The 26,015-nt window shown below is 70.0% G+C and carries 25 protein-coding genes; 7 read left to right on the top strand and 18 right to left on the bottom strand.

Annotation, left to right across the window (positions count from 1 at the left end; genetic code table 11):
* The first annotated feature begins 133 nt into the window (after nt 1-133).
* Both ABZX02_RS07915 and ABZX02_RS07910 read left to right on the top strand, forming a co-directional pair.
* Nucleotides 134-553, top strand: coding sequence for a hypothetical protein (locus ABZX02_RS07915; protein ID WP_355295959.1), 420 nt, complete (start codon nt 134-136; stop codon nt 551-553).
* On the top strand, nt 553-1,563 hold the full coding sequence (locus ABZX02_RS07910) for an AI-2E family transporter (protein WP_355295958.1): 1,011 nt from the start codon (nt 553-555) through the stop codon (nt 1,561-1,563). Before ABZX02_RS07915 ends, ABZX02_RS07910 begins: the two co-directional genes overlap by 1 nt.
* Here ABZX02_RS07910 and ABZX02_RS07905 read toward each other — a convergent pair.
* The 3 genes from ABZX02_RS07905 to ABZX02_RS07895 all read right to left on the bottom strand — a co-directional run bounded on the left by ABZX02_RS07905 (nt 1,505) and on the right by ABZX02_RS07895 (nt 5,971).
* Complete coding sequence (locus ABZX02_RS07905) at nt 1,505-2,875, bottom strand: alpha-amylase family glycosyl hydrolase (RefSeq protein WP_355295956.1); 1,371 nt, start codon at nt 2,873-2,875, stop codon at nt 1,505-1,507. The genes ABZX02_RS07910 and ABZX02_RS07905 overlap by 59 nt on opposite strands.
* Nucleotides 2,872-5,418, bottom strand: coding sequence for a glucosidase (locus ABZX02_RS07900; RefSeq protein WP_355295954.1), 2,547 nt, complete (start codon nt 5,416-5,418; stop codon nt 2,872-2,874). Before ABZX02_RS07900 ends, ABZX02_RS07905 begins: the two co-directional genes overlap by 4 nt.
* Nucleotides 5,419-5,554: 136 nt before the next feature.
* Nucleotides 5,555-5,971 (bottom strand): hypothetical protein, encoded by a 417-nt coding sequence (locus ABZX02_RS07895; protein WP_355295952.1) that lies wholly within the window; start codon nt 5,969-5,971, stop codon nt 5,555-5,557.
* 106 nt (nt 5,972-6,077) lie between these two features.
* On the opposite strand from ABZX02_RS07895, the gene ABZX02_RS07890 reads away from it, so the two are divergent.
* From ABZX02_RS07890 to ABZX02_RS07880, 3 genes are all read left to right on the top strand, one after another.
* Complete coding sequence (locus ABZX02_RS07890) at nt 6,078-7,247, top strand: fumarylacetoacetate hydrolase family protein (RefSeq protein WP_355295950.1); 1,170 nt, start codon at nt 6,078-6,080, stop codon at nt 7,245-7,247.
* A 231-nt stretch (nt 7,248-7,478) separates the two neighbouring features.
* Nucleotides 7,479-10,115, top strand: a complete 2,637-nt coding sequence (locus ABZX02_RS07885; protein WP_355295949.1) for a SpoIIE family protein phosphatase — start codon at nt 7,479-7,481, stop codon at nt 10,113-10,115.
* A 239-nt stretch (nt 10,116-10,354) separates the two neighbouring features.
* Entirely contained in the window at nt 10,355-10,741 is a 387-nt protein-coding gene (locus ABZX02_RS07880) for an NAD-binding protein (protein WP_355295947.1), read from the top strand.
* 64 nt (nt 10,742-10,805) lie between these two features.
* Here ABZX02_RS07880 and ABZX02_RS07875 read toward each other — a convergent pair whose 3' ends face one another.
* Complete coding sequence (locus ABZX02_RS07875) at nt 10,806-11,456, bottom strand: fasciclin domain-containing protein (protein ID WP_355295945.1); 651 nt, start codon at nt 11,454-11,456, stop codon at nt 10,806-10,808.
* Nucleotides 11,457-11,654: 198 nt separating this feature from the next.
* On the opposite strand from ABZX02_RS07875, the gene ABZX02_RS07870 reads away from it, so the two are divergent.
* Nucleotides 11,655-12,113 carry a peroxiredoxin gene (locus tag ABZX02_RS07870; protein ID WP_355295943.1) on the top strand — a complete coding sequence of 153 codons (459 nt, stop codon included), beginning with the start codon at nt 11,655-11,657 and terminating at the stop codon, nt 12,111-12,113.
* A 52-nt stretch (nt 12,114-12,165) separates the two neighbouring features.
* Here the strand turns inward: ABZX02_RS07870 and ABZX02_RS07865 are convergent, their stop codons facing one another.
* The 9 genes from ABZX02_RS07865 to ABZX02_RS07825 all read right to left on the bottom strand — a co-directional run bounded on the left by ABZX02_RS07865 (nt 12,166) and on the right by ABZX02_RS07825 (nt 17,954).
* On the bottom strand, nt 12,166-12,912 hold the full coding sequence (locus tag ABZX02_RS07865; protein ID WP_355295941.1) for a hypothetical protein: 747 nt from the start codon (nt 12,910-12,912) through the stop codon (nt 12,166-12,168).
* 8 nt (nt 12,913-12,920) lie between these two features.
* Entirely contained in the window at nt 12,921-13,508 is a 588-nt protein-coding gene (locus tag ABZX02_RS07860; RefSeq protein ID WP_355295939.1) for a papain-like cysteine protease family protein, read from the bottom strand.
* 191 nt (nt 13,509-13,699) lie between these two features.
* A complete protein-coding gene (locus tag ABZX02_RS07855) occupies nt 13,700-14,611 on the bottom strand; it encodes a hypothetical protein (protein ID WP_355295937.1) in 912 nt (303 codons plus the stop codon).
* A gap of 100 nt (nt 14,612-14,711) precedes the next feature.
* Nucleotides 14,712-16,310 (bottom strand): SulP family inorganic anion transporter, encoded by a 1,599-nt coding sequence (locus ABZX02_RS07850; RefSeq protein WP_355295935.1) that lies wholly within the window; start codon nt 16,308-16,310, stop codon nt 14,712-14,714.
* A complete protein-coding gene (locus ABZX02_RS07845) occupies nt 16,307-16,639 on the bottom strand; it encodes a metalloregulator ArsR/SmtB family transcription factor (protein WP_355295933.1) in 333 nt (110 codons plus the stop codon). The genes ABZX02_RS07850 and ABZX02_RS07845 overlap by 4 nt, the downstream gene beginning before the upstream one ends.
* A 3-nt stretch (nt 16,640-16,642) precedes the next feature.
* Nucleotides 16,643-16,822, bottom strand: coding sequence for a hypothetical protein (locus ABZX02_RS07840; protein WP_355295932.1), 180 nt, complete (start codon nt 16,820-16,822; stop codon nt 16,643-16,645).
* Nucleotides 16,823-16,882: 60 nt separating this feature from the next.
* Entirely contained in the window at nt 16,883-17,101 is a 219-nt protein-coding gene (locus ABZX02_RS07835) for a hypothetical protein (protein ID WP_355295930.1), read from the bottom strand.
* 26 nt (nt 17,102-17,127) lie between these two features.
* Nucleotides 17,128-17,694: a hypothetical protein gene (locus ABZX02_RS07830; RefSeq protein WP_355295929.1), complete on the bottom strand. Its 567-nt coding sequence runs from the start codon at nt 17,692-17,694 to the stop codon at nt 17,128-17,130.
* On the bottom strand, nt 17,691-17,954 hold the full coding sequence (locus ABZX02_RS07825) for a hypothetical protein (RefSeq protein WP_355295927.1): 264 nt from the start codon (nt 17,952-17,954) through the stop codon (nt 17,691-17,693). Before ABZX02_RS07825 ends, ABZX02_RS07830 begins: the two co-directional genes overlap by 4 nt.
* A 100-nt stretch (nt 17,955-18,054) precedes the next feature.
* On the opposite strand from ABZX02_RS07825, the gene ABZX02_RS07820 reads away from it, so the two are divergent.
* Nucleotides 18,055-18,840: a hypothetical protein gene (locus tag ABZX02_RS07820; RefSeq protein ID WP_355295926.1), complete on the top strand. Its 786-nt coding sequence runs from the start codon at nt 18,055-18,057 to the stop codon at nt 18,838-18,840.
* Nucleotides 18,841-19,474: 634 nt separating this feature from the next.
* On the opposite strand, the gene ABZX02_RS07815 is transcribed toward ABZX02_RS07820, so the two are convergent.
* The 5 genes from ABZX02_RS07815 to ABZX02_RS07795 form a co-directional block, all read right to left on the bottom strand.
* Nucleotides 19,475-19,732, bottom strand: a complete 258-nt coding sequence (locus ABZX02_RS07815) for a hypothetical protein (protein WP_355295924.1) — start codon at nt 19,730-19,732, stop codon at nt 19,475-19,477.
* 10 nt (nt 19,733-19,742) lie between these two features.
* Nucleotides 19,743-20,240 (bottom strand): hypothetical protein, encoded by a 498-nt coding sequence (locus ABZX02_RS07810; RefSeq protein ID WP_355295922.1) that lies wholly within the window; start codon nt 20,238-20,240, stop codon nt 19,743-19,745.
* Between the two features lie 2 nt (nt 20,241-20,242).
* Complete coding sequence (locus ABZX02_RS07805) at nt 20,243-21,697, bottom strand: VWA domain-containing protein (protein WP_355295920.1); 1,455 nt, start codon at nt 21,695-21,697, stop codon at nt 20,243-20,245.
* Entirely contained in the window at nt 21,694-24,072 is a 2,379-nt protein-coding gene (locus tag ABZX02_RS07800; RefSeq protein ID WP_355295918.1) for a hypothetical protein, read from the bottom strand. The genes ABZX02_RS07805 and ABZX02_RS07800 overlap by 4 nt, the downstream gene beginning before the upstream one ends.
* 74 nt (nt 24,073-24,146) lie before the next feature.
* A complete protein-coding gene (locus ABZX02_RS07795; RefSeq protein WP_355295916.1) occupies nt 24,147-25,325 on the bottom strand; it encodes a hypothetical protein in 1,179 nt (392 codons plus the stop codon).
* Nucleotides 25,326-26,015 lie beyond the last annotated feature (690 nt).

The following is a 26,015-nucleotide window of genomic DNA, read 5'->3' as shown; positions in this document are numbered from 1 at the left end:
CGCGGGGCCGGGCGAGGTCTTCACCCGCGCGGACCGAGCACCGCCCTGCCTCTCGCGCGCCACGGGTGAAGATCCGCGCCACGCGCCGGTGCGACGTTGGTCGGGCAATCCCGTCCGAGACAACGGAGGCACGATGCGGGAGACAGGCTGGCTGGGCTGGATCTGGTTCGCGGGCATCATGATGATCGTCATGGGCTCGTTCAACGCCATCGAGGGACTGGTGGCGTTGTTCCGCGACGACTACTACGTCGTGACCGAGGACCAGGTGCTCCTCTTCGACATCAGCATGTGGGGCTGGATCACCCTCCTGATCGGGGTCCTGGTGGCGCTCGCGGGCGGTGCGCTGCTCTCGGGTGCCGCGTGGGCCAGGGTGGTCGCCGTGGTGCTCGCCGTCGTGAACGCGGTGGCGCAACTGGCGTTCGTGTCCGTGCACCCGGTGTGGTCGACGATCGTCATCGCCCTGTGCGTGACGGTGATCTGGGCCGTGGTGGTGCACGGGCAGGAAGCGGTCGTCGCGGCACCAGGGCAGTACGAGTCGTCACAGCACCATTGATGCCTCGCGCACTCACGATCCTGCTCGGTGGCGCGGCCGCGGTCGTCGTGGTCGCCGGTGTGCGGGCGGTCGCGTGGCTGGTGGCGCCGGCGATGCTGGCGCTGCTGGTCGTGATCGCGATCAGTCCCGCGCACCGGTGGCTGCGCGGCCGCGGCGCGCCGCCGTGGCTCGCGACGCTGACGGTCGTCGTGCTCGTCTACGGGGTGCTGGCGGTCGTCGCGGTGACGGTCGCGATCTCCGGGGCGCGGCTCGCGTCGATGCTGCCCGAGTTCGCCCGCGACGAGCTGGTGCTGCGGGCGGAACGAGCGCTCGACGGCCTCGACCGGGGCCAGCTTTTCGACGCGATCGGCGGGCTGTTGGCGGAGCTGACGAGCCTCACCACGAGTCTCGTGTTCCTGTTGGCGCTGCTGCTGTTCCTGGGCGTCGAGGTGGGCTGGGCGCACTCGCGGCTCGCCGAGATCGCCCTGGACCGGCCGTGGCTGCGCGAGGCGTTGACGGAGTTCGCCCGCCGGACCCGCCGCTACGTCCTCGTCACCACGGTGTTCGGGTTCATCGTCGCCGTCCTGGACACCGTGGCGCTCGCGGTGCTCGGCATTCCGCTGGCGTTGTTGTGGGGTGTGTTGTCGTTCGTCACCAACTACATCCCCAACATCGGGTTCCTCCTGGGCGTGGCGCCGCCCGCGGTGCTGGCACTGCTGCAGCACGGCCCGCGCCGGGCGCTGGCCGTGCTGGTGCTCTACGGGGTGCTGAACTTCGTGGTGCAGTCGCTGGTCCAGCCCCGCTTCACCGGGGACGCCGCCGGGCTGTCGACCACCGTCACGTTCCTGGCCCTGGTGTTCTGGGCCTGGGTGCTCGGTCCGCTCGGCGCGTTGCTGGCGGTGCCGCTCACCGTGCTGGTGAAGGTGCTGCTGGTCGACATCGACCCGGCGGCGGGGTGGGCGGCGGCCCTGCTCAGGCCACCGCGAACAGGTGACAACCCCACGGCTCCAGAGCCACGTACAGGGGCTTGAGGTCCTGCTCGTAGACCGTGCCGTCGAGCAGGTCGGTGCAGCGCCCCAGCTCCAGCGGGAGCAGACCCTGAGCAGGCTGGTCGGAGAAGTTCACGACCACGACGTGCCGGATGCCCCCGGCTGACGCCCACGACCAGGCGAGCAGCCGACGGCACGACTGGTTGTCCGGCCAGCCCCCGGCCTCGACCGGCCGCCACTCACCGCGGCGCACCTCCCCCGCGAGGGCGAGGAGCTCGTGGTACCAGGCGGCCAGGCCGAGGTCGGGCTGCTCGTCCGGCCGCCGGGAGAGGAACACCGGTGGCCGGACGCGGCGGCCCTCGAACTGCCCCTCGTGCCACAGGGTCGCGCCGGGCAGCGTCGCGACGACCACGGCGGCGGCCTTCGCCGCGTCCCGGCTCAGCTCCCCCGCGATCCGGGGCTCGTCCTGGTTCTCCAGGAACCGCAGCAGCCCCGCCTGGTAGCCGGGCTCGGCGCGCAGGTGGCCCCGCACGTCCCCGCCGCCGACCAGCCGGTCGTACAGGCGCTTGTCGTAGCAGAAGTCGAAACCCTGCTGCTGCAACGCCCATTCCGTGTCCCAGTAGGCCTCGGCGATCAGCACGGTCCGCGGGTGGTCCTCCCGCAGCGCGCCGATGACCTCCGGCCAGAACTCCTCTTCCGGAGGGGTGCGGTGCCACGTCCGTGCGAACACGTCGTTCGTGACGAGCATGGCCATGTCGCACCGGATGCCGTCGCACCGCGCGGCGACCGAGGCGAGCGTCTCCGCCGCGGCCGCGCGGAACGCCGGGGAGAACGCGTCGAGCTGCAGGACGTCCGGCCAGGCGGGGAAGAACGGGTCCCGGCCGAGCTCGATGTCGCCGTGCTCGTCGCGGACGAAGAACTCCGGGTGCGCGGTCACCCACGGGTGGTCCGGCGCGACGTGGTTCGGCACGAAGTCCAGCACGAGCCGCACCCCTCGCGCGGCCAGTTCGGCTCGCGCCCGCGCGAGTCCGTCGTCACCTCCGAACTCCTCCGCCACGACGTAGCGCCGGACGCAGTAGGGCGACCCCAGGACGTCCTCGGTCCGCAGGTCCGGCAGCGCCTCCTGGAACGACGCCCGCAGCACCGGATCGGCACCTGCCATCGCGAGCCCCCGCGGACTGCGCTCCCACACGCCCATCAGCCACACCGCGTCCACGCCGGTCGGCGTGACCTCGCGCCAGGCCGCCGCGGGGACGTCGCCGAGGGTGACCGGTCGGCCCGCCGCGCGGGACAGCTCGCCCAGCCACACGGCCGTGTTGAGCTCGTAGATCACCGGCTGCTCCGGCCAGCTCATCGCGCCACCTCCCGCGGCAGCAGGGCGACCAGCGCGGTCCAGCCGGTCTGGTGGCTCGCGCCGATGCCGGCGCCGTTGTCCCCGTGCAGGTACTCGTAGAACAACGGGAGGTCGCGCCAGTGCCCGTCCCGGTACCGCGTCTGTCCACCGTGGACCGGCCGTCCGTCCACCCCGGACAGGAACGCGTCGAGCAGGCGGTCCGCGATGTCCTGCGCCACCTGGCGGAGGGTGCGCTGCCGGCCCGAACCGGTCGGGCACTCGACGGTGAAGTCGTCGCCGTAGTACTCGTGCAGGTGCCGCAGCGCGCGGATCACCAGCACGTTGATCGGCAGCCACACCGGCCCGCGCCAGTTGGAGTTGCCGCCGAACATGCCGCTGTCCGACTCGGCCGGCAGGTAGGCGACGCGGTGCTCGACCCCGTCGACGGTGAACGTGTACGGGTGCTCGGCGTGCCACCTCGAGAGCGACCGGATCCCGTGCGGTGACAGGAACTCCTCCGGGTCGAGCACCCGCGCGAGGATGCGGCGCAGGCGGCTCTCGTCGAACAGCGCGAACAGCACCGGCCCGGTCGCGTCGGCCTGCGCGCCGTGCCCCCACAACCCGTCCCGCACGGCCGGGTGCCGGTCGAGGAAGTCGCGCATGCCGTCGACGAGGCCGGGGTGCTCGCGCCGGACGTCCGCGCTGATCACGGTCGCGGCGGCGAGCGGCAGCAGCCCCACCGCCGACCGCACCTTCAGCGGGGTCGACGTGCCGTCGGGGTGGCGCAGGACGTCGTGGAAGAAGCCGTCCTCCTCGTCCCACAACCCGTTGCCGGCGTGACCGGCGGCCGCAGCGATCCACGCGAGGTTCTCCAGCAGGGCCGCCGCCTCGTCGATCTCGCCGAGCTCCAGCGCCATCTGGACGAGGTTCTGGCAGCACAACGCCATCCACGCGGTGCCGTCGGCCTGGTCGAGGTGCCCGCCGGTGGGCAGCGGCGCGCTGCGGTCGAACACCCCGATGTTGTCGAGCCCGAGAAATCCGCCCTGGAAGAGGTTGCGGCCGTCGGCGTCCTTGCGGTTGAGCCACCACGTGAACGCCTTGAGCAGCGGCGGGAAGACGCGGGCGAGGAACTCCTTGTCGCCGTCGTACTGGTAGACGAACCACGCCGCCCAGGCGTGCACCGGCGGGTTCACGTCGCCGAAGTTCCACTCGTAGGCCGGGATCTGGCCGTTCGGGTGCTGGTAGCGGCGGCCGAGCAGCAGCTCCACCTGGTGCTTCGCGAGCTCCGGGTCGACGACGACCAACGGCACCGCGTGGAACGCGAGGTCCCACGCCGCGAACCACGGGTACTCCCACTTGTCCGGCATGACGATCACGTCGTCGGCGACGAGGTGCCGCCAGTTCTGGTCGGCACCGAGCGGATCCGCACCCCGCTCGGTGAGCCAGCGCTCCACGTCGAACGAGTAGTACTGGCGCGACCACAGCAGTCCCGCGAGCGCCTGCCGGCACACCAGCCGTTCGTCACCGCGGGGATCACCCCCGAGCACCTCGTCGTAGAAGTCGTCGGCCTCGTCGCGACGGGTGCTCACGACGGCGTCGAAGTCGAGGAACGGGTCGTCGAGGCTCGCGTCGGAGAGCCGGGCGCGGACCGTGGCCGTGCGCCCCGCCGGGATGCGGAGCTCATGGTGGGCGGCGGCCTTCGTGCCGACGCCGTCCGCCGCGACGGCGGTGTGATCGCCGTGCACCACGGCGCGTTCGACGCCGTCCTTCACGTGCGGGGTGACGTTGGGAGAACCGAACACGCGCTCGTTGTCGGTCTCGTTCTCCGTCACGAGGATCGGCGCGGGCGGTGCGACGTACCACCAGCGGACCCCGAGGTCCGGGTGCTCGGCGCGCACCGTGCCCGGCTCGCAGACGTGCAGCGTGGGCAGGCGGACGTCGCCCGCCCACGACCACGTGTGCCGGAACCACAGCGTGGGCAACAGGTGCAGCGTCGCGTCCTCGGGCCCGCGGTTGTGGGCCGTGATCCGCACCAGGACGTCCTCGGGACCCGCCTTGGTGTACTCGACCTCGACGTCGAAGTAGCGGTCGTCGTCGAACACCCCGGTGTCGAGCAGCTCGTACTCGGGGTCGTTCCGGGTGCGCGCGGCGTTCGTGGCGACCAGGTCCTCGTACGGGAACTTCGCCTGCGGGTACTTGTAGAGCATCCGCTGGTACGAGGACGTCGGCGTGGCGTCGAGGTAGTAGTAGCACTCCTTGACGTCCTCGCCGTGGTTGCCCTCGCCGTTGGTCAGGCCGAACAACCGTTCCTTGAGGATCGGGTCGGCGCCGTTCCACAACGCGAGCGACAGGCAGATCCGCTGCTTGTCGTCGCTGAACCCGGCGATCCCGTCCTCACCCCACCGGTACGCCCGGTACCGCGCCTGGTCGTGGGTGAACGACGTCCACGCGTCGTTCGCGCCACCGCCCTCCCGGACGGTGCCCCACTGCCGTTCGCTCAGGTAGGGGCCCCACCTCCGCCACGGCCCGGCCTCCTGCAACCTCTTCTTCTCCGCACCGACCACGTCGCCCGCCTCTCGTGTCTCCGGACAGCACCACGCTGCTGCCGAGGTCGGGCGCGCCGGTTCATGCGGCGGGGGTGGTTCGGCCGGGCGCGACCACCCGTGCCGGACGAGGTGGTCGCTCAGCGACCGGGCCGGCTCAGAGCCAGTCGGCCTCGATCCCCTGGGCGCGCAGGGACTCCAGCGCCTGCTCGTTGCCCGTGTAGAACAGCGTCATCGACTTGAGGTTGGGGAAGTGCCGCACGTCGGCGAAGTCGTCGACGTCGAAGATCCCGTCCTCGCCGTCCCAGTTCGGCGCGATCTCGAGGTAGATCCCGTTGCCGCCGTCCATGTAGACCTCGGTGACCTTCTCCGCGAGCTCGACGGGCACCTCGAGCGCCTCGAAGTAGGCCAGCGCCTCCGGTACCGCCTCGAAGCTGCCGCTGTCGTAGGTGAAGCCCTGTTCGGCGGCGTACTCGCGCAGGTCGAACCTCGGCAGGAGGTCCTGGTTGTACATCAGCTCGTTGACGACGGCGAGCTTGAAGTTGGTGTCAGTGAAGGGGATCGGCTGGCTCATGCCCGGACCGTATACGCGGCGTTGCGCGGCGGCGGGCAAACGGCCGATTCCGTGGCAGAGATCGCTAGTACGGTTCGAAGAGGACACCTGCGCAGGAAGGACCTCCATGGGGATCTCGCTCGACGCCGCCGATGTCCTCCCCGTGGACGCGGCGGAGGCCGCGCTCGTCGGGCGCGTCTTCGACCCGGCGGAGGGCGGCCCGTCGGTCGTGACGATCCGCGGCGAGGAGGTCGTCGACCTCTCGCGGCACGCACCGACCATGTCGTCGCTGCTGGAGCGACCCGACGTGGTGGAGGTCGTCCGGAACCACTCCGGCAGGTCGTGGCCGCTCGCGGACGTCCTGGCCGCCACGACGGACCCGGCCGGCGACGTTCCCCGGTTCCTGGCGCCGGTCGACCTGCAGGTGCTCAAGGCCGCCGGCGTGACGTTCGTCCGCAGCATGCTCGAGCGGGTCATCGAGGAGCGCGCGGACGGCGATCCCACGCGGGCGCGGGAGGTGCGTGAGAAGCTCGGCGCGGTCGTGCAGGGCCACATCTCCCACCTGAAGCCCGGATCCGCGCAGGCCGCGGAGGTGAAGAGGGTGCTGCAGGCCGAGGGGCTGTGGTCGCAGTACCTCGAGGTCGGCATCGGCCCCGACCCGGAGATCTTCACGAAGGCGCCGGTGCTCTCGGCGGTGGGGCTCGGGGCCGACGTCGGCGTGCTCGCCCGCTCGGCCTGGAACAACCCCGAGCCCGAACTGGTCCTCGTGGTGGACTCGCGGGGCAACCCGGTCGGCGCGACGCTCGGCAACGACGTCAACCTGCGCGACTTCGAGGGCCGCAGCGCCCTCCTGCTCACCGAGGCCAAGGACAACAACGCCTCCTGTGCGATCGGGCCGTTCCTGCGGCTGTTCGACGACGGGTTCACACTCGCCGACGCCAAGGCCACCGAGATCACCCTGGACGTCACCGGACCGGACGGTTTCGTGCTGCACGGCGTGAACCCCGTGTCCGAGATCAGCCGGGAGCTCGAGGACCTCGTGTCCCACGCCTTCGGCGCCCACCACCGCTACCCCGACGGCTTCGCGCTGTTCACCGGCACGATGTTCGCCCCCACCGAGGACAGGGACCGGCCCGGCGACGGGTTCACCCACCGGGTCGGGGACGTCGTGCGCATCTCGTCGCCGCGGCTGGGCGCGTTGACGAACGTCGTGAACACGGCCGAGGACGCGGAGGACTGGACGTTCGGGATCACCGCGCTGATGCGGAACCTCGCCGCCCGTGGGCTGTTGGGCTGAAAAACGTCGCGACCGAGCACCGATTCGCGTTCCGGTCGAAGAATGCGTTTGATGTGACGGCGGCGCGGGTATTGCCAATGATTTGAATCCAGGCGGCACATTTCACCACGTCGCTGGTCAGGGAACGCTCGCGCACACCGGTACGCCGGCAGCCGTAGGATCCGGGTGGTAGGGCGTCAAGCAGCCGGCGCCGGGAATTCCGCTTTGACGGCAAAAAAGGGGCGCTGCGGCATGAGTGAACCGGACACCGGGCTCCGTGCGCTCGTGGACGAGCTGCCCGTGGTCGTCTGGCGAGGAGAGCCGCGCAGCCGCACCGTCACCTTCATGTCGGCCGCGGTCGAGCGCGCCCTCGGACATCCGCCGCACCGCTGGACCGGCGAACCGGGTTTCTGGCGGGAGATCACCCACCCCGACGACCGCGGGGAGTGCGAACGGCTGCGCTGGGAGTCCGGTGCCGGCTACGAGGTGGTCTACCGCGTCCGCACGGCCGGTGGTGAGCTGGTCTGGCTGCTCGAACAGGCGCGGGTGGACGGCACGTCGCTCAGCGGGGTGCTGGTCGACGTGACCGCGAGGCACGCGCGCGACGACCGCGAGCGGTTCCTCGACGGGTTCGACCGCGCGTCCCAGCGGCTCGACGACGCGGAGCAGCTCATGGCGCTCGCGACGAGGCTGCTCGGGGAGCACCTGGGCGTCGACCGGTGCGCCTACGCCCGCACCGAGGCCGACGAGGACCACTTCGTCATGAGCGGCGACCACGCGACGGGACTGCCGCCGCTGCCCGGCAGGTTCGCCATGCGGGAGTTCGGCAACGGCGCGTTGCGGGCCATGCGCGCGGGCGAGCCGTGGGTCGTGCACGACGCGCTGAACGACGAACGGCTGGACGCCGAGGACCTGGCCGCGTACCGGGTGACCGGGATCCGCGCGGTGATCTGCCTCCCGCTGCTGCGCGGCGGGCGGTTCGTGGCGGCCATGGCGGTCCACCAGGCCACCGCGCGGCAGTGGACGCGCGACGAGATCGACCTGGTGTCCATCGTGGTCAACCGGTGCTGGGAGTCGATGCAACGCGCGCACGCCGACCGGGCGCTGCGCGACAGCGAACGGCGGCTGCGCCTGCTCGTCGAACGGGCCACGGACGTGATCTGGATGCTGGACCGCGACCTGCGCTTCGTCCAGGCGAACCCGGCGACCGGCGACCTGCTCGGCTACCAGCCGGAGGAACTGGTCGGCACGCCCGTCGAGGACCTGCTGGTGGACGGCCTGCCCGACGACCTGTCGGTGTCGCAGGTGCTCGCGCTGCGCAGGGCCGACGGCACGGAGATCGCGCTGGAGCTCAGCGTCCAGTCCACCCCCACCGGCCTGCAGGCGATCGGCAGGGACGTCACCGAACGCCGGCGTGCCGAGGCCGAGCGCGAGCTGCTGCTGCAACGCGAGCACGAGATCGCGGCCGCGTTGCAGGAGAGCCTGCTGCCCCGCGAGCTGCCGAGCCTGCCGCGCCTCGCCACCGCCGCCCGGTACCTCCCGGCCACGGCGCACTCCCAGATCGGCGGCGACTGGTACGAGGTCGTGCGGATCGGCCCGACCCGCGTCGCCCTCACCGTCGGCGACGTGGTCGGCAAGGGCCCGACGGTCGCCGCCGTGATGGGCCAGCTGCGCAGCGCCCTCACCGGCTACCTGCTCGACGGCCACTCCCCCGCCGAGTCGTTGCTGCGGCTGGACTCCTTCGCGACGAGGGTGGCCGGCGCGGCGGGCAGCACGTGCACCTGCATGGTCCTCGACTGGAGCGCCGGCGAGCTGTGCTGGGCGTCCGCGGGGCACCCGCCGCCGGTGGTCGTCGACGAGTCCGGCGCCCGCCTGCTGAAGGCGCGTCCGAGCCCGGTGCTGGGTGCGGGCGGCCAGGCGCTGCCCACGCAGCACGCGGCCGCACTGCCGCCGGGCGCGTCGGTCGTGCTCTACACCGACGGCCTGGTCGAGCGTCGTCGCGAGGTCCTCGACGCGGGCCTCGACCGGCTGGTCGCCGCCGTGGACGGCGCGGCCTCCTTCGACCCCGCGTCGCTGGTCCGGCGCGTCCTCGACGCGCTGCTGCCGGACGGGCAGTCCGACGACGTGGCGGTCGTCGTCGCCCGGCACCTGCCGCCGCCGGCGCACCTGCGGCTGCCCGCCTCGCCCGAGCAGCTCTCCGGGCTGCGCCGCGCCGCCGCGGACTGGGCCCGTCTGGCGGGCCTGTCCGACGACGCCGCCTACGACCTGGAGCTCGCGGTCGGGGAGGCCGCCGCGAACGTGGTGGACCACGCGTACCCGGAGGGGGACGGCACGTTCGAGTCGACGTTCGAGAGCACCGGCCGGGGCGTGCGGGTGTCCGTCCGCGACGCGGGCCGGTGGCGGCCGCCGCCCGCGGACAAGGGGCACCGCGGGCGCGGGCTGGACATGATCCGCGCCATCGCCGACGAGTACGAGCTCCGGCCGGACGAGAACGGCACGACGATCCGGTTCCACGTGCCGGCGACGCCGGACGCGCGCACCTCGCCCCCTCCCGCGCGGCCGGTGCGCTCCTCCAGGGGCCTGGCCGACGGGGACGACCAGCGGGTGCAGGCGATCCTGATCACGACCGACCTCGACCTGTCCACTGTGGACGAGTTACGGCCGGCCCTGCTGGAGCGGATCGACACCCCGGACGAGCGGCCGGTCGAGCTCGACCTCACCGGCGTCGGCTACCTGAGCAGCTCCGGCGTCGCGTTGCTGCTGCAGGCCTTCCGGCGCGCCGAGGAACGCGGGCGGGTCCTGACGCTGGTGGCCGAGGCGAGCGGGGCGCCGGCGCGGGTGCTGGAACTCTCCGGGATCGCCCACCGCCTTCCCGAACGAGCGCGGTGACGCCGCGTCCCTGTGCGTCCCGCTCTTCACCGGACGCACAGGGACGTGCGTGGCGCCGTCCCGAGCCGGCTGAACCGCATCTGGCGGATCCGCGCGCTGTACATCCGTGGCCGACACGCGTTGCGGTTCGCTCTCGGACCGGGATCCACTCGATGAGGTGATCGTGTCGGCGACGGGTTTCGCGCCGTTGTCGCCGGATCGGACGCAATCCGGGCGGCGCAGGGCTCCGAACCCCGGTCGTGACCGACCACATCCTCGTCATCGGCTACGGAGCCACCGGCCGCCACGCGGTCAACTCGGTGCTGGCGACGCAGCCGGACGCGCGCGTGCTCGTGCTGGACACCGACTACCTGGCCGTCGCGGAGGCGACGGCCAACGGCGCCGTCGCGGTCGTCGGCGACGGCCGCGACACGTGTGCGCTGTACGACGCGGCCGTCGAGGCCGCCGACCGGGTGATCGTCTCCGTTCCGGACGACCTCAACGCCTTCCTGATCACCAGGGCGGTGCGGCCGCTGAACCCCGACACCGTGATCGTGGCGATCATCCGCGAGGCCGAGAACCACACGATCTTCGAGTCCGACGGGACGGTCACCGTCCACATGGGACGACCCGGCGATCAGACGTGACAAACTCCGGGAACCGCCAGTACCGCGCGGTTCCCGGAGTCCCGGTACTGCTGCCCTGGAGATGTCAGGCGGGCATCAGGACCGAGTCGATGAGGTAGACGGTCGCGTTGGCGGTCTTCACGCCGCCGCAGATCACGTTGGCGTCGTTGACCTTGATGGCGTTGCCCGAGCCGGTGACCTTGACGGTGCCGGTCTGCACGGTCTTCTGGTCGCCGGCGATCTTGTCGGGCGCGATCTGGCCGGGGACGACGTGGTAGGTCAGGATCTTGGTCAGCAGCGCGTCGTCGGTCTTGAGCGTCTCGATCGTCGCCGGGTCGATCTTGGCGAACGCGGAGTCGACCGGCGCGAACACGGTGAACTCGGCGCCGTTGAGGGTCGAGACCAGGTTGACCTTCGGGTTGAGCTTGCCGGACACGGCGCTGACCAGCGTCGTGAGCAGCGGGTTGTTGCTCGCGGCGACGGCGACCGGGTCGGCGGCCATGCCCGCGACGGAACCGGCGCCGGACGGGACCTGCTTGGCGTAGTCGGCACAACCGGGGCCGACGAGGTTCGCGGCCGGGTCGGCCATCGCCGAGGACGAGGACGCGGTCGAGGTGGGGGCGGCGCTCGACGAGGTGCCGGTGCTGGCCATGTCACCCGAGCCGCACGCTGCGCCGAACAGGGCGAGCGAGGCGGCGCCGAGGGCGAGAACGGTGTTGCGGACGGTCTTGTTCATGACGAGACATCTCCAATGGGTGATCGAGCAGTTGCTACTCGTGATTCGCCGCCCCTCTGGAAGCGGATGGGTCTGGTTATCGACCCGTTACCAACAGATCCGCGAATCCCGCCTGACCAGCGGCGATACCTGGAGGTCCACAGTGGATGATCGAGAGCTCGGAGCAATCCGGGGTGTCCGCGGGTCCGAACACCGGGCATGAGACGAGGAGACCGCGCCCCCGACTTCACCCTGCCCGACGACAACGGCGATCCCCGCACCCTGTCCGAGTTCCTGGCCACCGGCCCGGTCGTGCTGTTCTTCTACCCGTCCGCGATGACCGGAGGCTGCACCGCCGAGAGCTGCCACTTCCGGGACCTGGCGGCGGAGTTCGGCGCGGTGGGCGCACACCGGATCGGGATCAGCCCCGACCGCGTGAGCAAGCAGCGCGCGTTCTCGGCCGCGAACGGCTTCGACTACCCGCTGCTGTCCGATGTGGAGGGTGAGGTCGCGAGGCAGTTCGGGGTCTGGCGGCGGTTCAGCCCGCTGCACGCGAAGCGGCGCACCTTCGTCATCGACACCGATCACGAGGTCATCTCCGTGATCAGGAGCGAGCTGAACTTCACCGTCCACGCCGACGAGGCCCTCGCGGTGCTGCGGGAACGCGCCGCCGCGTGACCGGCGCGCCCGGCCCGGGACGCCGGGCCGAGCGCGCCGGGGTTCCCCGCGCCTACTGCTGTCGTCGTGCGGTCCGCAGCGCGAACGCGCCCGTGCCCAGCAGGGCGGCCGCGCCCAGCCCCACCAGCGGCAGCACCGATCCGCTCTCGCCGGACTCCGGCCCGAAGCCCCCGGCCATGCCCTGCGCGGCGTACTCGGACCCGCCGCGCTTGTCCCCGTAGGCCTTCGCCACGGCCCGCTGGTAGTCGGCGACCGCGAGCCTCGACCCCGGCCCGCGCCCACTCGCACCGGGGTCGAGGACGGTCAACTGGGCGCCCTTGCTGGCGTACCAGGCGTTGACCTGCGGTTCGTGCAGCAGCACGGCACCGGCGGGCAGCGTCGCGGCCAGCCGCGTCTCCTGGTCGCCGGAGGCGAGGTTGCCCACCGTCCACCGGCCGTCCTCGCCGCGGACCGTCTGGATGGTCGAGGTCTGGCCGTCGCTGGACGAGGCCGGCACCGCGAGGTACGCGAGCCTGCCGGGCCGCGCGCCCCGCACGCCCGCCACGAACTCCGGCGACAGCGTGTAGACCGGCACCACGCCGTCCCGCACGGCGACCGTCGCCGCACCGAGCGAGTGGCCCTCGCGCAGGTCGCCCATGAAGTCCGTGACGGCGTCCACAGTGGACGGCGCGGTGGCGGCGGCACGCGCCTCCCGGAGGTCCGCCGCGGACACGGTGTCGTCGGCCAGCGCCGACGGCGTGGCGGCCAGGAGCACGACGGCCGACACCGCCGCGGCGGCCGTGAGGGTACGAGTGATCATGGCCGTCCTCATCGGTTGATGCCCGTCAGCGTGTGGGTCCAGCTGAACGAGGAGTTGGAGCGGTACGCGGTGTAGGTGGAGCGGTTGTAGCGGGTGTTGCTGCCCCACGGGTCGGCCCAGTTCACCCACTGCCGGTTCGCGCTGTCGACCTCGTAGCCGTAGATCGCGTGCATGTGACCGCCGCCCGAGGACCACAGGATGCGGGTCTCGATCGGCTGCTCGCGGTCGATCTGGTCGCGGATCGAGGTGAACGTGATCGTGCTCGACAGGTAGCTGCCCGGTGAGGAGTAGCCGAGGTCGTAGAACGCCTCGCGGACCTCGCCGAGGTGGCCCTGGTTGTTGCGGCAGCCCGTGCCCGACTCGTCGTGGGCGAGCTGGCAGAACCGCGTCTGCGTGACCGAAGTGCCGTGGTAGCGGGCGATGCTGGTGCCGGCGGCGGCCCAGCACCACTGGGTCTGCTCCTGGGCCTGCATGGTGAAGGCGAGGCGGCCGGTGGCGGAGACGTCGGGCGCGGCAGTGGCGGCCGGCTGCACGAGCAGCCATCCCGCCGCCACCACCGCGGCCGCGGCAAGAGCTCGTGAACGCAGGGTGCTCACGGGCCCTCCTTTCGTGGCGTCGAAGGCGTGTCCCGGTGAGTCCCGGGCACAGCCGAACGATGGCCACGCGAGAGCCGGCCGCACAAGATCGGCGCCGCGGGCTCGCGACCGTTCACAGCGGACACGTGCGGCGGAGGTGGCCGCCGGTGAACATTTCCGGCAACGGCCCGGGCGTTCGGCCGGCGAACCCCCTAGCACCACTCCAGTGCGATGCCGGCGATCCCGCGGTGGGTCACCGGGAAGAACGCGCTCGCGACGAGCGCGCGGTCGCAGATCAGGTCGGTGGCCTCCACCGGCGGCTGGTGCTCGCGCGTCCCGAGCACGCGGCAACACCTGCTGGGCAACGCGTCCGCGGTCATCGCCACCTGCAGCAGGTACGGCCCGGCGCCGTCGCGGAACATCCGCGTGTAGCCGGGGCAGGGCGTGCCCGAGCGGTCGTTGACCGTGTAGCTGAGCACGGCGGTCTCCCCCGCGTCGAGACTGCGGTCGAACAGCAGCTCGAACACCATCGAGCGGTCGGCCCGGCGCACCCGCCCCACCCGGCAGCCGTCGCCCGCGACCACGCTCGCGAGGTCGATGTCGCAGTCCTTGTCGCCGTGGTAGATCGCGAGGTACCGGGTGACGCCCGGCCGGTCGGCGGTGAGGACGATCCGCGTGGTCACGTCCTGCTGCTGGCCGAGTCCGCCGAGGACGACCCGCTCCTGGGTGAGCGCGACCTCCAGACCCGCGTTGCAGCGGGACGGGTCGTCGAGCAGGCTCGCGAGCAGCTCCGTCGTGGTGGGCCCGAGCGGCGACAGCTCGATGAACGAGGTCGTCGGCACCCTGCCGGGGTGCTCCCGAGGCCCCACCAGGGTCGTCAGCGAGTCGGGTGCGAGCTCCAGCACGGCCTCGAGCCCGCGGACCAGCGCGAGCGCGCGCGGTCCCTCCGGGCGGCGCAGTCCCCGCTGCCAGTAGCTCAGCGTCGACTCCGCGACGGCCAGGTCCCTGCGCGCGAGGTGCGCCCGCAGGCGGGACAACGACAGGCCCCGGCGGTCGATCGCCACCCGCAGCGCGCGGTGGAACGGTCCGTACCTCAGCGCGTCGCCGAGTTCGTCCACTCCCATCAGAACCCCCAGCCTGCGTGGAAGCCGATGGTCGGCCACCGTAGTGGCTGGTGGCGCCACTGGGAAGAGCGCAGCTGTGAACGTTCACAGCCGCGGGGTGTCAGGGCAGGGTGCCGTTGCGGCGCAGCAGCTCCCGGGCGTGCTCGATGGCTTCGGGGGTGCCGGCGAACGTCCGCACCCCGCGGGTCTCCAGCTGGCGGCGGTGCTCCTCGCGCACGCCGGACAGCAGCACGGTCACTCCCCTGCGCTCCAGCCGGTCCACGACGTCGCGCAGCACCAGCGCCCCGGTTCCGTCCATCGTGGACACCCGCGACATGCGCAGGACGACCACGGAGACGGCGGCGATCTCGGTGAGCTCCAGCAGGAACCGGTGGGCGGCCGCGAAGAAGAGCGGTCCGTCGAGGCGGTAGGCGACGATGTGCTGGGCGAGCAGCTCGTGTTCCTCGAGGGTGTGGTCACCGGGTTCGAGCGGTTCCTCGTCGATCCGCGCCGACCGGGCGACGGCGCGCAGGGCGAGCGCTCCCGCCACGACGAGTCCGATGATCACGGCGGTCACCAGGTCCAGCGCCAGCGTCGCGACCGCGGTGAGCGCGAGCACCAGTGCGTCGGACCGGTCGGCGCGCAGCAGGACCCGCACCGATCCCACCTCGACCATCCGGACCGCGGTGGCGAGCAGCACGCCGGCCAGCACGGCCAGCGGGACGCGGCCGACCACGGGGGCCGCGGCCAGCATGATCACGGCGAGCGTCGCGGCGTGCACCAGTGCGGCGAGCCGTGAGCCCGCGCCGGAGCGGACGTTGACCGCGGTCCTGGCGATCGCCGCGGTCGCGGGCACGCCACCGAACAGCGGGGTGACGACGTTCGCGACGCCCTGCCCGAAGAGTTCGCGGTCCGGGTCGTGCCGCTGGTTCACGCTCATGCCGTCGGCGACCGTTGCGGACAGCAGGCTCTCCAGTGCGGCGAGCGCGGCCACGGCGACCGCGGACGGCAGGAGCGACCCCAGCGCGTTCAGGTCCAGGAAGGACAACGACGGCGCGGGCAGCAACGCGGGCAACGAGCCGATGCGCGGCACCGGCAGCGACCAGAGCTCCGCCGCCACCGTGCCCGCCACGACGGCCAGCAGCGAGAACGGGACGGCGGGCCTCCACCGTGCGCCGAGCAGCATCACCACGGCGACGCCGCCCGCCAGCGCGACCGCCGGCAGAGCCGGTCCGGCACCGAACGCGCGCAGGGCGTTCATCACCACGTTGTGGCCGTCCGGAGTGGGCACGCCGAGCGCCGCCGGCACCTGCTGCAGCGCGATGACCGCCGCGATGCCGATGGTGAAGCCCTCGATCACCGGCGCGGGCACGTACCGCATGTACCGTCCCGCCCTCGCCACGGCGAGGACGAGCAGCAGCACGCCCGCGAGCAGTCCGACGGTCAGCACGCCGCCCGGCCCGAACGTCGCGACGATCGGCACCAGCACCACGGTCATCGCGCCGGTGGGCCCGGACACCTGCAGGCTCGACCCGCCGAAGACCGCCGCGAGCGCCCCGGCGACGATCGCGGTCGCGAGCCCCGCGGCGGCGCCGAGCCCGGACGCCACGCCGAACCCCAGCGCCAGCGGCAGCGCGACGACGGCGACCGTGAGACCCGCCAGCAGGTCCCGGGGTGTCGCGGTCGCCCAGTCCGCCTTGGCCGGCAGGAACGTTCTCACGCGGAGTCCTCGCGCAGCTGCGCGAGCAGCTCGTTCTGCCCGACCAGCAGCTCCGTGAGGATCTTCCGGGCGGCCTTGAGCAGGTCGGCCACGTCCGCCCCCGCGAGCGCGTAGACCACGGTCGACCCCTCGCGGGTCGCCGTCACGATGCCCGACCGGCGCAGCACCGCCAGCTGCGCGGAGAGGTTGGACGCCTCGACCTCGATCTCGGCCAGCAGCTCGCGCACCGCCTTCGGCCCGTCCTGCAACAGCTCCAGCACCCTGATCCGCACGGGGTGTCCGAGCATCCGGAAGAACTCGGCCTTGGCCTGGTAGAGCGGAACGGGCACCGCTCAGCCCTCCTCTTCGGGCGCGTCGACCACGACACCGTGCTCCGCGGCCAGCCGCCGCAGGTTGGCCAGGTCCGCGCCGTGCACCTCGACGGCGTAGTCGTCCTGCCGCTCGGCCGCCAGCCGCACGGCCTCCCGCGCCTCGCCGACCCGGCGGCGCAGGCTCACCTCGAACTCGTCCACGGAACCACAACCTGTCGAATTGAAGAATTCTTCAATTCAACACTCTACCCCGACCGGTCGTCACGGTCTGACGAACTCCAGCCGAACGGTGTTGTCGTCGCGCAGCGCGATGACGATCCCCCGCTCCCGCGTCCACTCGTCCGACACCAGGAAGAACTTCCCGCCGGTGCTCTCCAGCAGCCGCAGCCCGGCGTAGCGGTAGGCGGAGTCCTCCGGCGGCAACGCCTCCTCGCGCACACCGGGAACGTCGATGTGCAACCGCGCCTTGCCGTGCACCACGACCCCGACCGATCCCCCGCACGTTCTCAGCGAACCGGTCCGCGAGCTGGTAGCCCTCGACCGCGGCGAGGTTCATCGTGGTCCAGAACAGGTTCAGCACCGCGGCCCCGAACCCGAACACCCTGGTTCCACGAGTGCGTGCCGCGCAGCTTCAAGGCGTAGAGCGACAGCAGGATCCCGCCGCCGATCGACACCGGGAACAGGTAGAAGCTCGACGTGGGCCACAGGTAGCCGAGCACCGCCGTCAGCGCGGGCAGCAGCAACCAGGAGAACGTGGTTACCAGCAGTACACCACGCCACGCGGGTGTGCGCCGCCGCGCCCGGATCCGCGGGTCGAGCCACAAGCAGACGAGTCCGGCCAGGAACACGAACGCGAGCGGCTGGAACACCGACCCCGCACTGCGCAGCACGTAGTCCTTTGTGGACATGCCGAGGACGTTGCCGTCGATCCCGAGCTCCGCCGCCTGCGTGTCACTGCGCTTCCAGCCGGAGAAGAACAGCAGACCGGTGACGACGGAGACGTTCGCCAGCACCTCGCCGATCCGCCGCACCGTCTCGGACGGCGCCGCCGGCTCGGTCGGTCTCGGCTTCATGACGTGGGGACGGGCGTCGTCGTGCCTTCGACGACGTCGGTGCGAGGGTCGTCCCTGGCGTTCGGATCCTGGGTGGGCCACGGCGGTGGCGTACCCGGTTCGCAGGCGATCCTGTCTGTGGCGACCTGGTCCACGACGCTGCGCACGGCGCGGTAGGCGAAGCAGTCCGCGGCGTCGGGGTCCGTCATCGCGAACCCGAATCTCCTGGTGCGGTCGAACATCTGCCGGCCGCGCTGCTCCTCGCCCCACGCTCGGGGCACTGATCACGTCTCTCCTGCTCGAAGCAGCTCCGCGTCCGCCCGTAGCCGAAGAGCAGGACGAACGATGACCGCCTTGTCATCGACGGCGCGCAGCCGAGCCGTGTCCTGCCTCGCCCGGTTGTGGGACGATCCCGAGTGGCGATCTTCGCAGCACGCCAGCGAGATCTCCGGCGCCCTGATGGTCGCGCTGACCGACGACGACGCGGCTACCCGCTTCTTCGCCGCCGAGGCCGCACCGTTGCTGGGCGGCGAAGCCGAATCCTCCATCGAGCTGATCAAAGGCAGATTGCTCGCCGAACGGCAACCGGACGTCGCCGCCGTGCTCGCCCGTCAACTCTTCAGGTTCCGCAACTCCTATCACGCCAAGATCGACGACGTCCTCGGCGAGATCGTCGCGTCGAACCACTGGACGGCGCTCGTCCAGACGAAGTCGGACGGAACCCGCGCACACGCCGTCGCAGCAGTCGCGGAACTCGCGTTGTACATCGCGATTCGCTGGCGAACACCCGTCGCGACCGCCCTGGTCGCAGACTGGTTCCGCCATCCGATCGACTCGGATGCCGCCTCGCACGCGATCTCCGCGATACGGCCGTGGCTGGCTCTTCCTGACGAACGTGCGGATGAGCGAGCCCGTGCGTTCGCGTTGACCAGATTGGCGGCGCTGGTGCGGAACGAACTCCGCGCCACCGACCCGGAGCAGAGCTCGTTCCGCCACGTCCATCGGCGAACCGGTTCCATCGTGGCTGACATCTACTACGCGTCCGGCGCACACACGAGCACCACGAATCTCGCTCACGAAGCAACCTCCGGGTTCGCCGAGGAAGCATTCGAAACCCTCGCCCTGCTGACGGAGTTCAGAACCCCGCGATCGTTCACCACGCGGTGAGAGTCCTCGCTCATCTGTCACCCGTTGATCCGACCAGAGCATTCCTCCTCGTCCACGCCTTCATCAAAACCGGAGACGCCTACACCTACGACTCACTCGCAGCGAACGCGGTCATCGCGCTCGTCGAGCGATACCTCGCTGAGTTCCGCGAGTTCGTGGTGTCTAAAGCGAGTTGCTCACTGCGGTTCACTCGGTCCTGAACGCCTTCGTGGTCGCAGGATGGCCGGCGGGCGTCGCACTGTCCTACCGCCTCGGCGATGCCTTTCGTTGACGGGCGTAGGTGCCCGCCGTGGCGCCGTTTCTGCCCGCAGCGGCGATCGATGCCAGATCGGCAGGACACCGGACGGCAACGGACTCCGCCGGCGACCGCATCGACCAGTGCTAGCAGTTGTGCCCGCGGCGCCACACGCTCATGCGGTTGCTGGGAAACATCCGCGTTGTCCAAGACCACAGCACGTTTGGTCAACTCACGAGTTCGGCCAACGCTGCCATCAGAACGGCGCAAGCGCCTGGGTGCCGGATGCAGGTGTCCCACCATCACCGGGTACAACGACGCCACCGGCCGTACTCTGCTCTAGCGGGCTCGTACGTCAGTCAGGCGAAGTCCATGGGGTCGTCGCCAGTCGAGCACACGTCAGCGGTTCACCGTCCCGCACGAGCACACAGTCGGTTTGCCGCCGACCACGGGGGCGAGCGGAACGATGTCGAACACCCGGCCTATCAGCCGCTCCAGCTCGTTGCCCCTCAGGCCCGGCATCTCGCTGTAGCTCACGGCGACCTGGTCGGTGACCGCGTCGCAGGTGCGGCAGGGCCTGTCGAGGTGCTCGCCCTGGTCGAGATTGAACACGTACCGGACGAGTTTCTCCGGCAGATCCGGAAGGAACGACGACACAGCTGTCTCCTCACTTGACGCGGGCGGTCTTGCGCAGCAGTTCTCGCACCCGATGCGAGAAGAACACGAAGTACATGAGAATCCCGACGGTCGCGCTCGCGGCGAACAGCACCGTGAAGTTGCGCATGGGCGCGTCGTAGAAGTAGCCGAACAGCGCGGTCGAGCTCGTCGCGGTCAGGAACATCGTGATGAGTCCCTGGATGCCGGTCCGCAGCTGGGTCGCCCGTTCCACCGCGAGCAGCACGGTGAACCCGACGAGCAACCCCAGCACGATCGGCAGCCACGCGACGCTCAAGCTGGTCAGTCCGGCGCGCTGCAGGACTCCCATGTCACCGGACATCATGAAGTAGATGATGAACGTCATGATCCCGATGCCGACTCCGGCGTAGGCGGAGATGCGGTGCGCCGAGTCGGCCCAGATCGCGATCGCGACCCCGACCAGGAGCATCACCGCCATGACGCCGGGCACGACCGCGTAGGTGAGCAGCCCTCGTACGAATTCGAGCATGCCTAGTCTCCATTCCTGATGTGCGAGAAGTAGAGCCCTCCGAGAATCAACGACCCACCGCTGCGGCACCGCCCGACGACAGACGGCCGCGTTCCGGGGGACTTCGTATACGTGATCCTCATGCCGCCGCGCTCCTCCCATGGCAGCCGGTTCGAGGTGACGGTGCCCTCTCCCGGTAAGCCGCCGAGCACGGTCCGGTGGCCGTTCAGCACGAATCGACCGAGCTCCACAGGCTCAACCCCCCTGCTGACGATCAGCGTGCCGTCCAGCACGTCCCTCCGCCGTCCTCGCACGAACCAGCCCAGCGCGCCCAGCACGAGCAGGAGAATTCCGAGCAGGGGGAGGAACAACAACGAACCCGCGGTCCGCTGGAGCACGACCGGCGCTGACCGGATCGTGAGCTCCCGGTCGACGGCGAGGTCGATTTCTGGCTTCAGGGCCGCGGTCCAGCTCGACCGCACTGTGGCGCTCAAGTTGACCGTCGCCTGTTCAGCGACTGTGCGCCGGACGAACAGATCGTTCTTCGGCTCGAGCTCGATCGCACCCACGACGTCGACGGACTTGCCGGGATCGATCCGGTGGTGTCCCCCTTGCACCGTCACTCGCATCGCACCGGCGCTCAACCGGATGTCCGACACGTCGAGCGGCACGTGTTTCGTCGTCGAGGTCAACGTCACCACGACCTGCGCGCCGTTGTCGGTCGGCGTCACCTTCCACGTGGACTCGAGTGTTCTGCCGATGTCTCCGCTGAGGACCGTGCGCGCCTTTTCCACCTCCACGCGCGCCTTCGACCGGTTGAGGTACTCGCGCAGGTTCTGCACGTCGCCGGGCGCCAACACGATCGTGCCGTCGAACACCGACTTCACCGTGGCCGCACCGGATGAACCGTCACCGAGCGGTACCGCGTAGACGGACAGCAGCGTCGACTCGGCCTTCTGCTTCGCCTGCTGTCGCAACCCTTCCCATGCAGCATCACCGGTGTAGGGCGAGCCGGGCGCGGGATCGTGGGCACCATCGGTGACGACCACGACGTTCGCCACCTTCGCTGCACCATCTCGCTGCAGCTCCTGCAAAGCCACGGCAAGCGCCTTGCCAAGATCGGTCGCTCCGCCGAGATCGGGCGTGGCCGGCAACTTGCCGAGGATCTCCGCTGCGGGCCGGCTCGGCCCCTGGTACTCCGGATTCGGCGCACTGTCGAACGTGTAGAGAGCCACCCGGTCCTCCGCCGACAACGCCTCGAACAACCCGCCGAGAGCCGCAACCGCTGTGGCATAACGGTTCCCCTGTGCCATGGAACCCGAGGTGTCGAGCAGCACCACGTAGTCGGCAGGCACCACGCCCGAGCCGAGCGCAGCGAGGATCTCCACTCGACTCGGCTCGTCGGCCTGCGCCGCCGCAGGTGAGGACGACAGCGCCACGAACAGTGCCGCCACCGCTGTTGTCACGAGCCGAGTCATCGGTTCTCCTCCGAATCCGTTTCACCGCGGCTGAGCCACGTGTAGCGCGCGAGCTGTTCGTTCATGTGCCTGACGAAGGCTTCAGCGGCCGTGCCGGCGTCGGCGAGCAGGTGGTCGCGCACCTTCGACGCGACGTGCTCACCGTGCCGACCTTGGTGGCGAATTCTCCACAGCAAGTTCTCCGTGACCACGGGGGTGATACGTTCGGTGTACCCGCACAAGATCCTCACGACCTCGGTTGCCGCCGAGGGCTCGTGGAGGGCACCGGCGACGTGTTCGAACACGTCGCCGTTGTCGGCAGCGATCCGTTGCAGCTCCAGCAACGACAGGTACCACTCGAGTCCCGGCCGAGTCCCCAGATCCCGGCGCCACTCCGCAGGCAGGTCGAGTGCGTGCACCTTCTGCACTTCTCCCTCGTCCAGACGCCGAGCCAGTGTGTCGAGGTACTGGTCCGTGATCCCGATGCCCAGTTCCGCGTCGAGTCTCCGCACCACCTCGGGCCGCACTTCACCGAACCTGCTGTGCAGGTGATCCACGAGGTTCCTGGTCACCTCCGCCCTGAGGTCGCAGCTCAGCGTCGACAACGTGAGCCGCAGCTCGGCGAGGTAATCGGGGGACATCGTTTCCAGCAGTTCCTGCCGTGGCTGCACGCGGCACAACAGGCTGAGCACGTCCGCCCGTGCGTGTTGGGACGCGGACGGTTCGTCGCGCTTCCTGCTCGGCACGGACAACACCCTCCGCCCGAGCTCGCGTGCGTCCTCGGCTTTGGCGCCGCTGAGCAGGCAGACGACGGCGGGCCAGCAGAGTTCGATGACGTCGTGTGCGCCGAGCCTCGTGTCCAGCAGGTCGAGGAAGCAGGAGAGCGCCTGGCATCCCAGCTCCGCCAGCGCTTCCACCTCAGCCGGACGGATGCTGCCCACGCGTGCGTGCGGAGCGAACAGGACAGGCCTCAGCCACATGGGCGTTTCGCCCTCGCGCCTCAGCATGTTCAACCACGCGTTGAGGTTGGGTTTGAATCGAGCTGCGAGAGTCCTCGCCTTGCTCCGCGCGCCTGTCTTGCCGTCTGGCCCGAGCAGCGCGGACAACGCCTGGATCAACACGTGGGGCTGCTCGACGAGGACCCGGTGCGCTTTCGGGCCAACAGGTTTCGTCACCAACAGGAAGTGGGCGGTCAAGTTGACCAGAACCGATGAAGACCGCACGACAGGAGGTGCCAGCGCGTGTTCGATGAACGCCAGCGCAGCTCCCTCGTGCTTCTTGCCGGCTTCCCTGCTCAGCCGCAGCAACCTGATCTCCTGATCAGCGATGAGCCGGCCGTTCCTGCACTGCTCGCCCAGCACCGCTGCGAACATCGGGTCCCATTCGGCCACGATGGCCTTGCGCGCCGAGTCCGCCTCCGTGCGGTCCGCAGAACAGGCGCTGTTCGCGAGGAACTGCACGAAGGCTCTCGTCTGGTCTTCCTTGACACCCGGCTCGCGGAGCGCACGGCGGACGTCGGCCACGTTCCCGCCGCCACCCATGATCTCGTCGTACACCGCTGATGCGAACCGGATGTCCCGGAGTGAGTCGACGGACACCTCGTCGATGTGCCGCAAGGGTTGTGTCTTGGTTGCGAGGTGATCGACGACCTTCGTGATGGTGTGTCCCTCGCCTACGATCGTCCTGAGCTCGCTCAGGTAGTCCTGTCCGCGGACGCTCTGCGGTTCCGGCACGTGGCCGTCGTGCCAGGACGCGAGGAGCTGGCCGGGTTGTACGCCGTCGGAGAACGCGAGGACCGCGTGCTGGGCTGTTCGGTAGCTCGCCCAGGTCGCGGCCGTGACGCAGTTCCGCGCTCCGAACGGCAGGAGCGCGAGCACGGCGTCCAGAAAGCACACCCGTTCCAAGGTGGTCACCGAGTCGCTGCGCTGGAGGACGATCGCGACCCGACTGCCTTCGATCACGTGCGCAGCGATTCGTGCGGTGAAGTCGAAGTCGTTCCGGATGATCTCGGCAGCAGCCCGGTGCGGAGCCGGCCGCCGCACTGCTATCGGCGTGAGGAAGCCATCAGCGCCTGCTGGACCGCCGTCAACGTTCGGCCAGCGGAGAGACGAAGCCGCACTCCACATCGAGTGGTAGTCCGCTCCGGCCTCGGTGGCCTCCTTCCACGGCAACCAGATCGCGCGAGCGGGAAGGATCGGTTGTCTGGTGCCATCCCGTTCTTCCGACCACTCCATCGACGTGAGCGCGATCATGGCGTCGTTCAGCGAACCACCGCCGGTGAAGGTGAACCACGGCAGTTCGTCCGAGTACCCGGCGCGCTTTCCTTGCGGGGTGCCCATGCCTTCGGTCTTCGCGAACAGGCGGCCGGCGATCTGGGCGTGCTCAGGTGCGGACATCACCAGATTTCCCTGGGCCCGGCCCGGCGTCTTGCTCGAGATCGCCCAGGTCGCCTCAAGCCCACGTGAAGTGCTCATACGACGCCCGAGTTGCCGCGAACCCGGCGGTGCAAGGAGATGACCGGTTCGAGCACGTTGATCGGCTGGGCCGCGCTGCGGAAGTGCAGGCCGTCGGAGGTGACGTTCGAAAAGTCCTGGGGGTCGAACCGGCCGTTCTTCAGCCGAAAACCGACCGATGACGTGGCGAAGTACTGCACCCGACCAGGAACGAACTCCTGCTCGAGCAGGTCGCAGACGTAGTTGGAGCCGTCGTCGTGGCAGAGCTTGCGCAGGAACTCCCCAGCAATGCTCGCGGGCACCACGGGCATTGAGTCCTCATGCTCCTGGCTGACGATCCCTTCCTCCATCGCGGCGTGGAAGACCTTGGGGTCGTCGAACTTCGTCACGCAGACGGCGACGAAGTGCGGCAACCGGCTTCCTGACAACCGGCCCGACTCACGCATCCCCCGCTTGAGGCGCGACAAGGTCTCGAAGAAGAAGTCGAAGGTTTTCGTGTCGGCTTCCTCGTTCAGCAGCGGATCGAACACGTACACGATCGCATCGGCTTTCATGAGGTGCCTCATCACGCCCTCGTGGTACTCCTCAGCGGCACGCTCTCCGAAAATCTCACCGGCGGCGTCCTGCATCTCCAGCACGAACTCGAGATCGATGTCGCTGCTGTTGCCCGACAGAATTCGCCCGAGCTTGCCGAGCTTGCCGCTGTGGTCGCGGTGGCGAGTTCCCTCGAACTTCCAGGACAAGGTCCCGTACCCACGGGTGGGTTTGGGAAAGTCCTTGTCCCGCACAAACCTCTTGACGCTCTCGTCGAGGAAGACCGATGATGCCCGGTCAGTGCCGGAAATGCTCCACCGGTGACCCATCACCGGCTCCTTCGTCGCGATGCTCAGTGCGCTGAGATAGGTCGTCTTTCCCGAACGCGGCGCTCCCCAGAGCCCGATTCGCACATCGGGTTCGGGCGCGGCAGGCGTTGGCACCACCCCCAGCGCAGCCCGCGCAGGATCCGTTTTCGGCGCGCTCGGCCAGGTCGGCGCCGGAGGACTGGAGCCAGCCGGCACAGGCCTCGCTCGACCAGCCGGCAGTGGCGTTTCTTCTAGGTCATCATCTTCTGGCCAGTCCTCTTCCGCGGCCTCCGTTGCCCGCACAACGCCAGGGAGGTAGTCGATATCATCGTCTGGCGTGGCTGATTCTGACATCTACACCCTCCGCGCAGCCGCATTAGGGCGCGCTTCACCGCACCGCGACGCCATTTGCCGCGGAGCACGACTTCGGAGCGCACTCACCAATGCCTTGGCATTTCTACGGCGCTCATCGAACGCCATTGAAGGCGTGTTACCGACCGGTGCGACTTGAGGCCGTACGGGTGACGCACGAGCAACGTGCTGCTCACAGACGGACACACGCGGTCAATTCGTTACGGAAGTATTCCAAATCGTCCGGAAATTCCTGGTCGCAGCATATCGCGGCGAGTGATCGACAGGTCCGGTGCTCGTGGTGCCCCCAGTAGTCGTGCAGCACGAGCCGCAGGCAGGCGTGCCTCCAGACCAGGCCCTGCGATCCACATGAAGCGCAGAAGCAGCCGCAGAAGCCTGGGTGTGCGGTGACACCAGGGATGCGCACACGCCTGCTGGCTTTGACAGGAGTCGACCAGGTGGCGGTTCTGGGATGGGACCAGAACCGACGCCGGCGGCCTTGACGATCTCCCTCGATCGAGACGGCGATCGCGATGCCAGGAACGCGAGTTCACCCTGGCTGCGTCGACGTCCCCGCGAAGGGTTCTCGGTTGCCAGAAGCAGGACGGGGTGACGCTTCGAAGCACACGACCGCTGCCCGCTGGCGTGGACTTCCGCGCCTGAACTCGCCCAGCACCTGCGCGACGAGCCCGC

It is taken from the genome of Lentzea sp. NPDC003310 (assembly GCF_040610935.1).
GTDB lineage: Bacteria > Actinomycetota > Actinomycetes > Mycobacteriales > Pseudonocardiaceae > Lentzea.
Note: the sequence above shows the minus strand (reverse complement) of the source record. Positions and strands in the feature narration are given on the sequence as shown.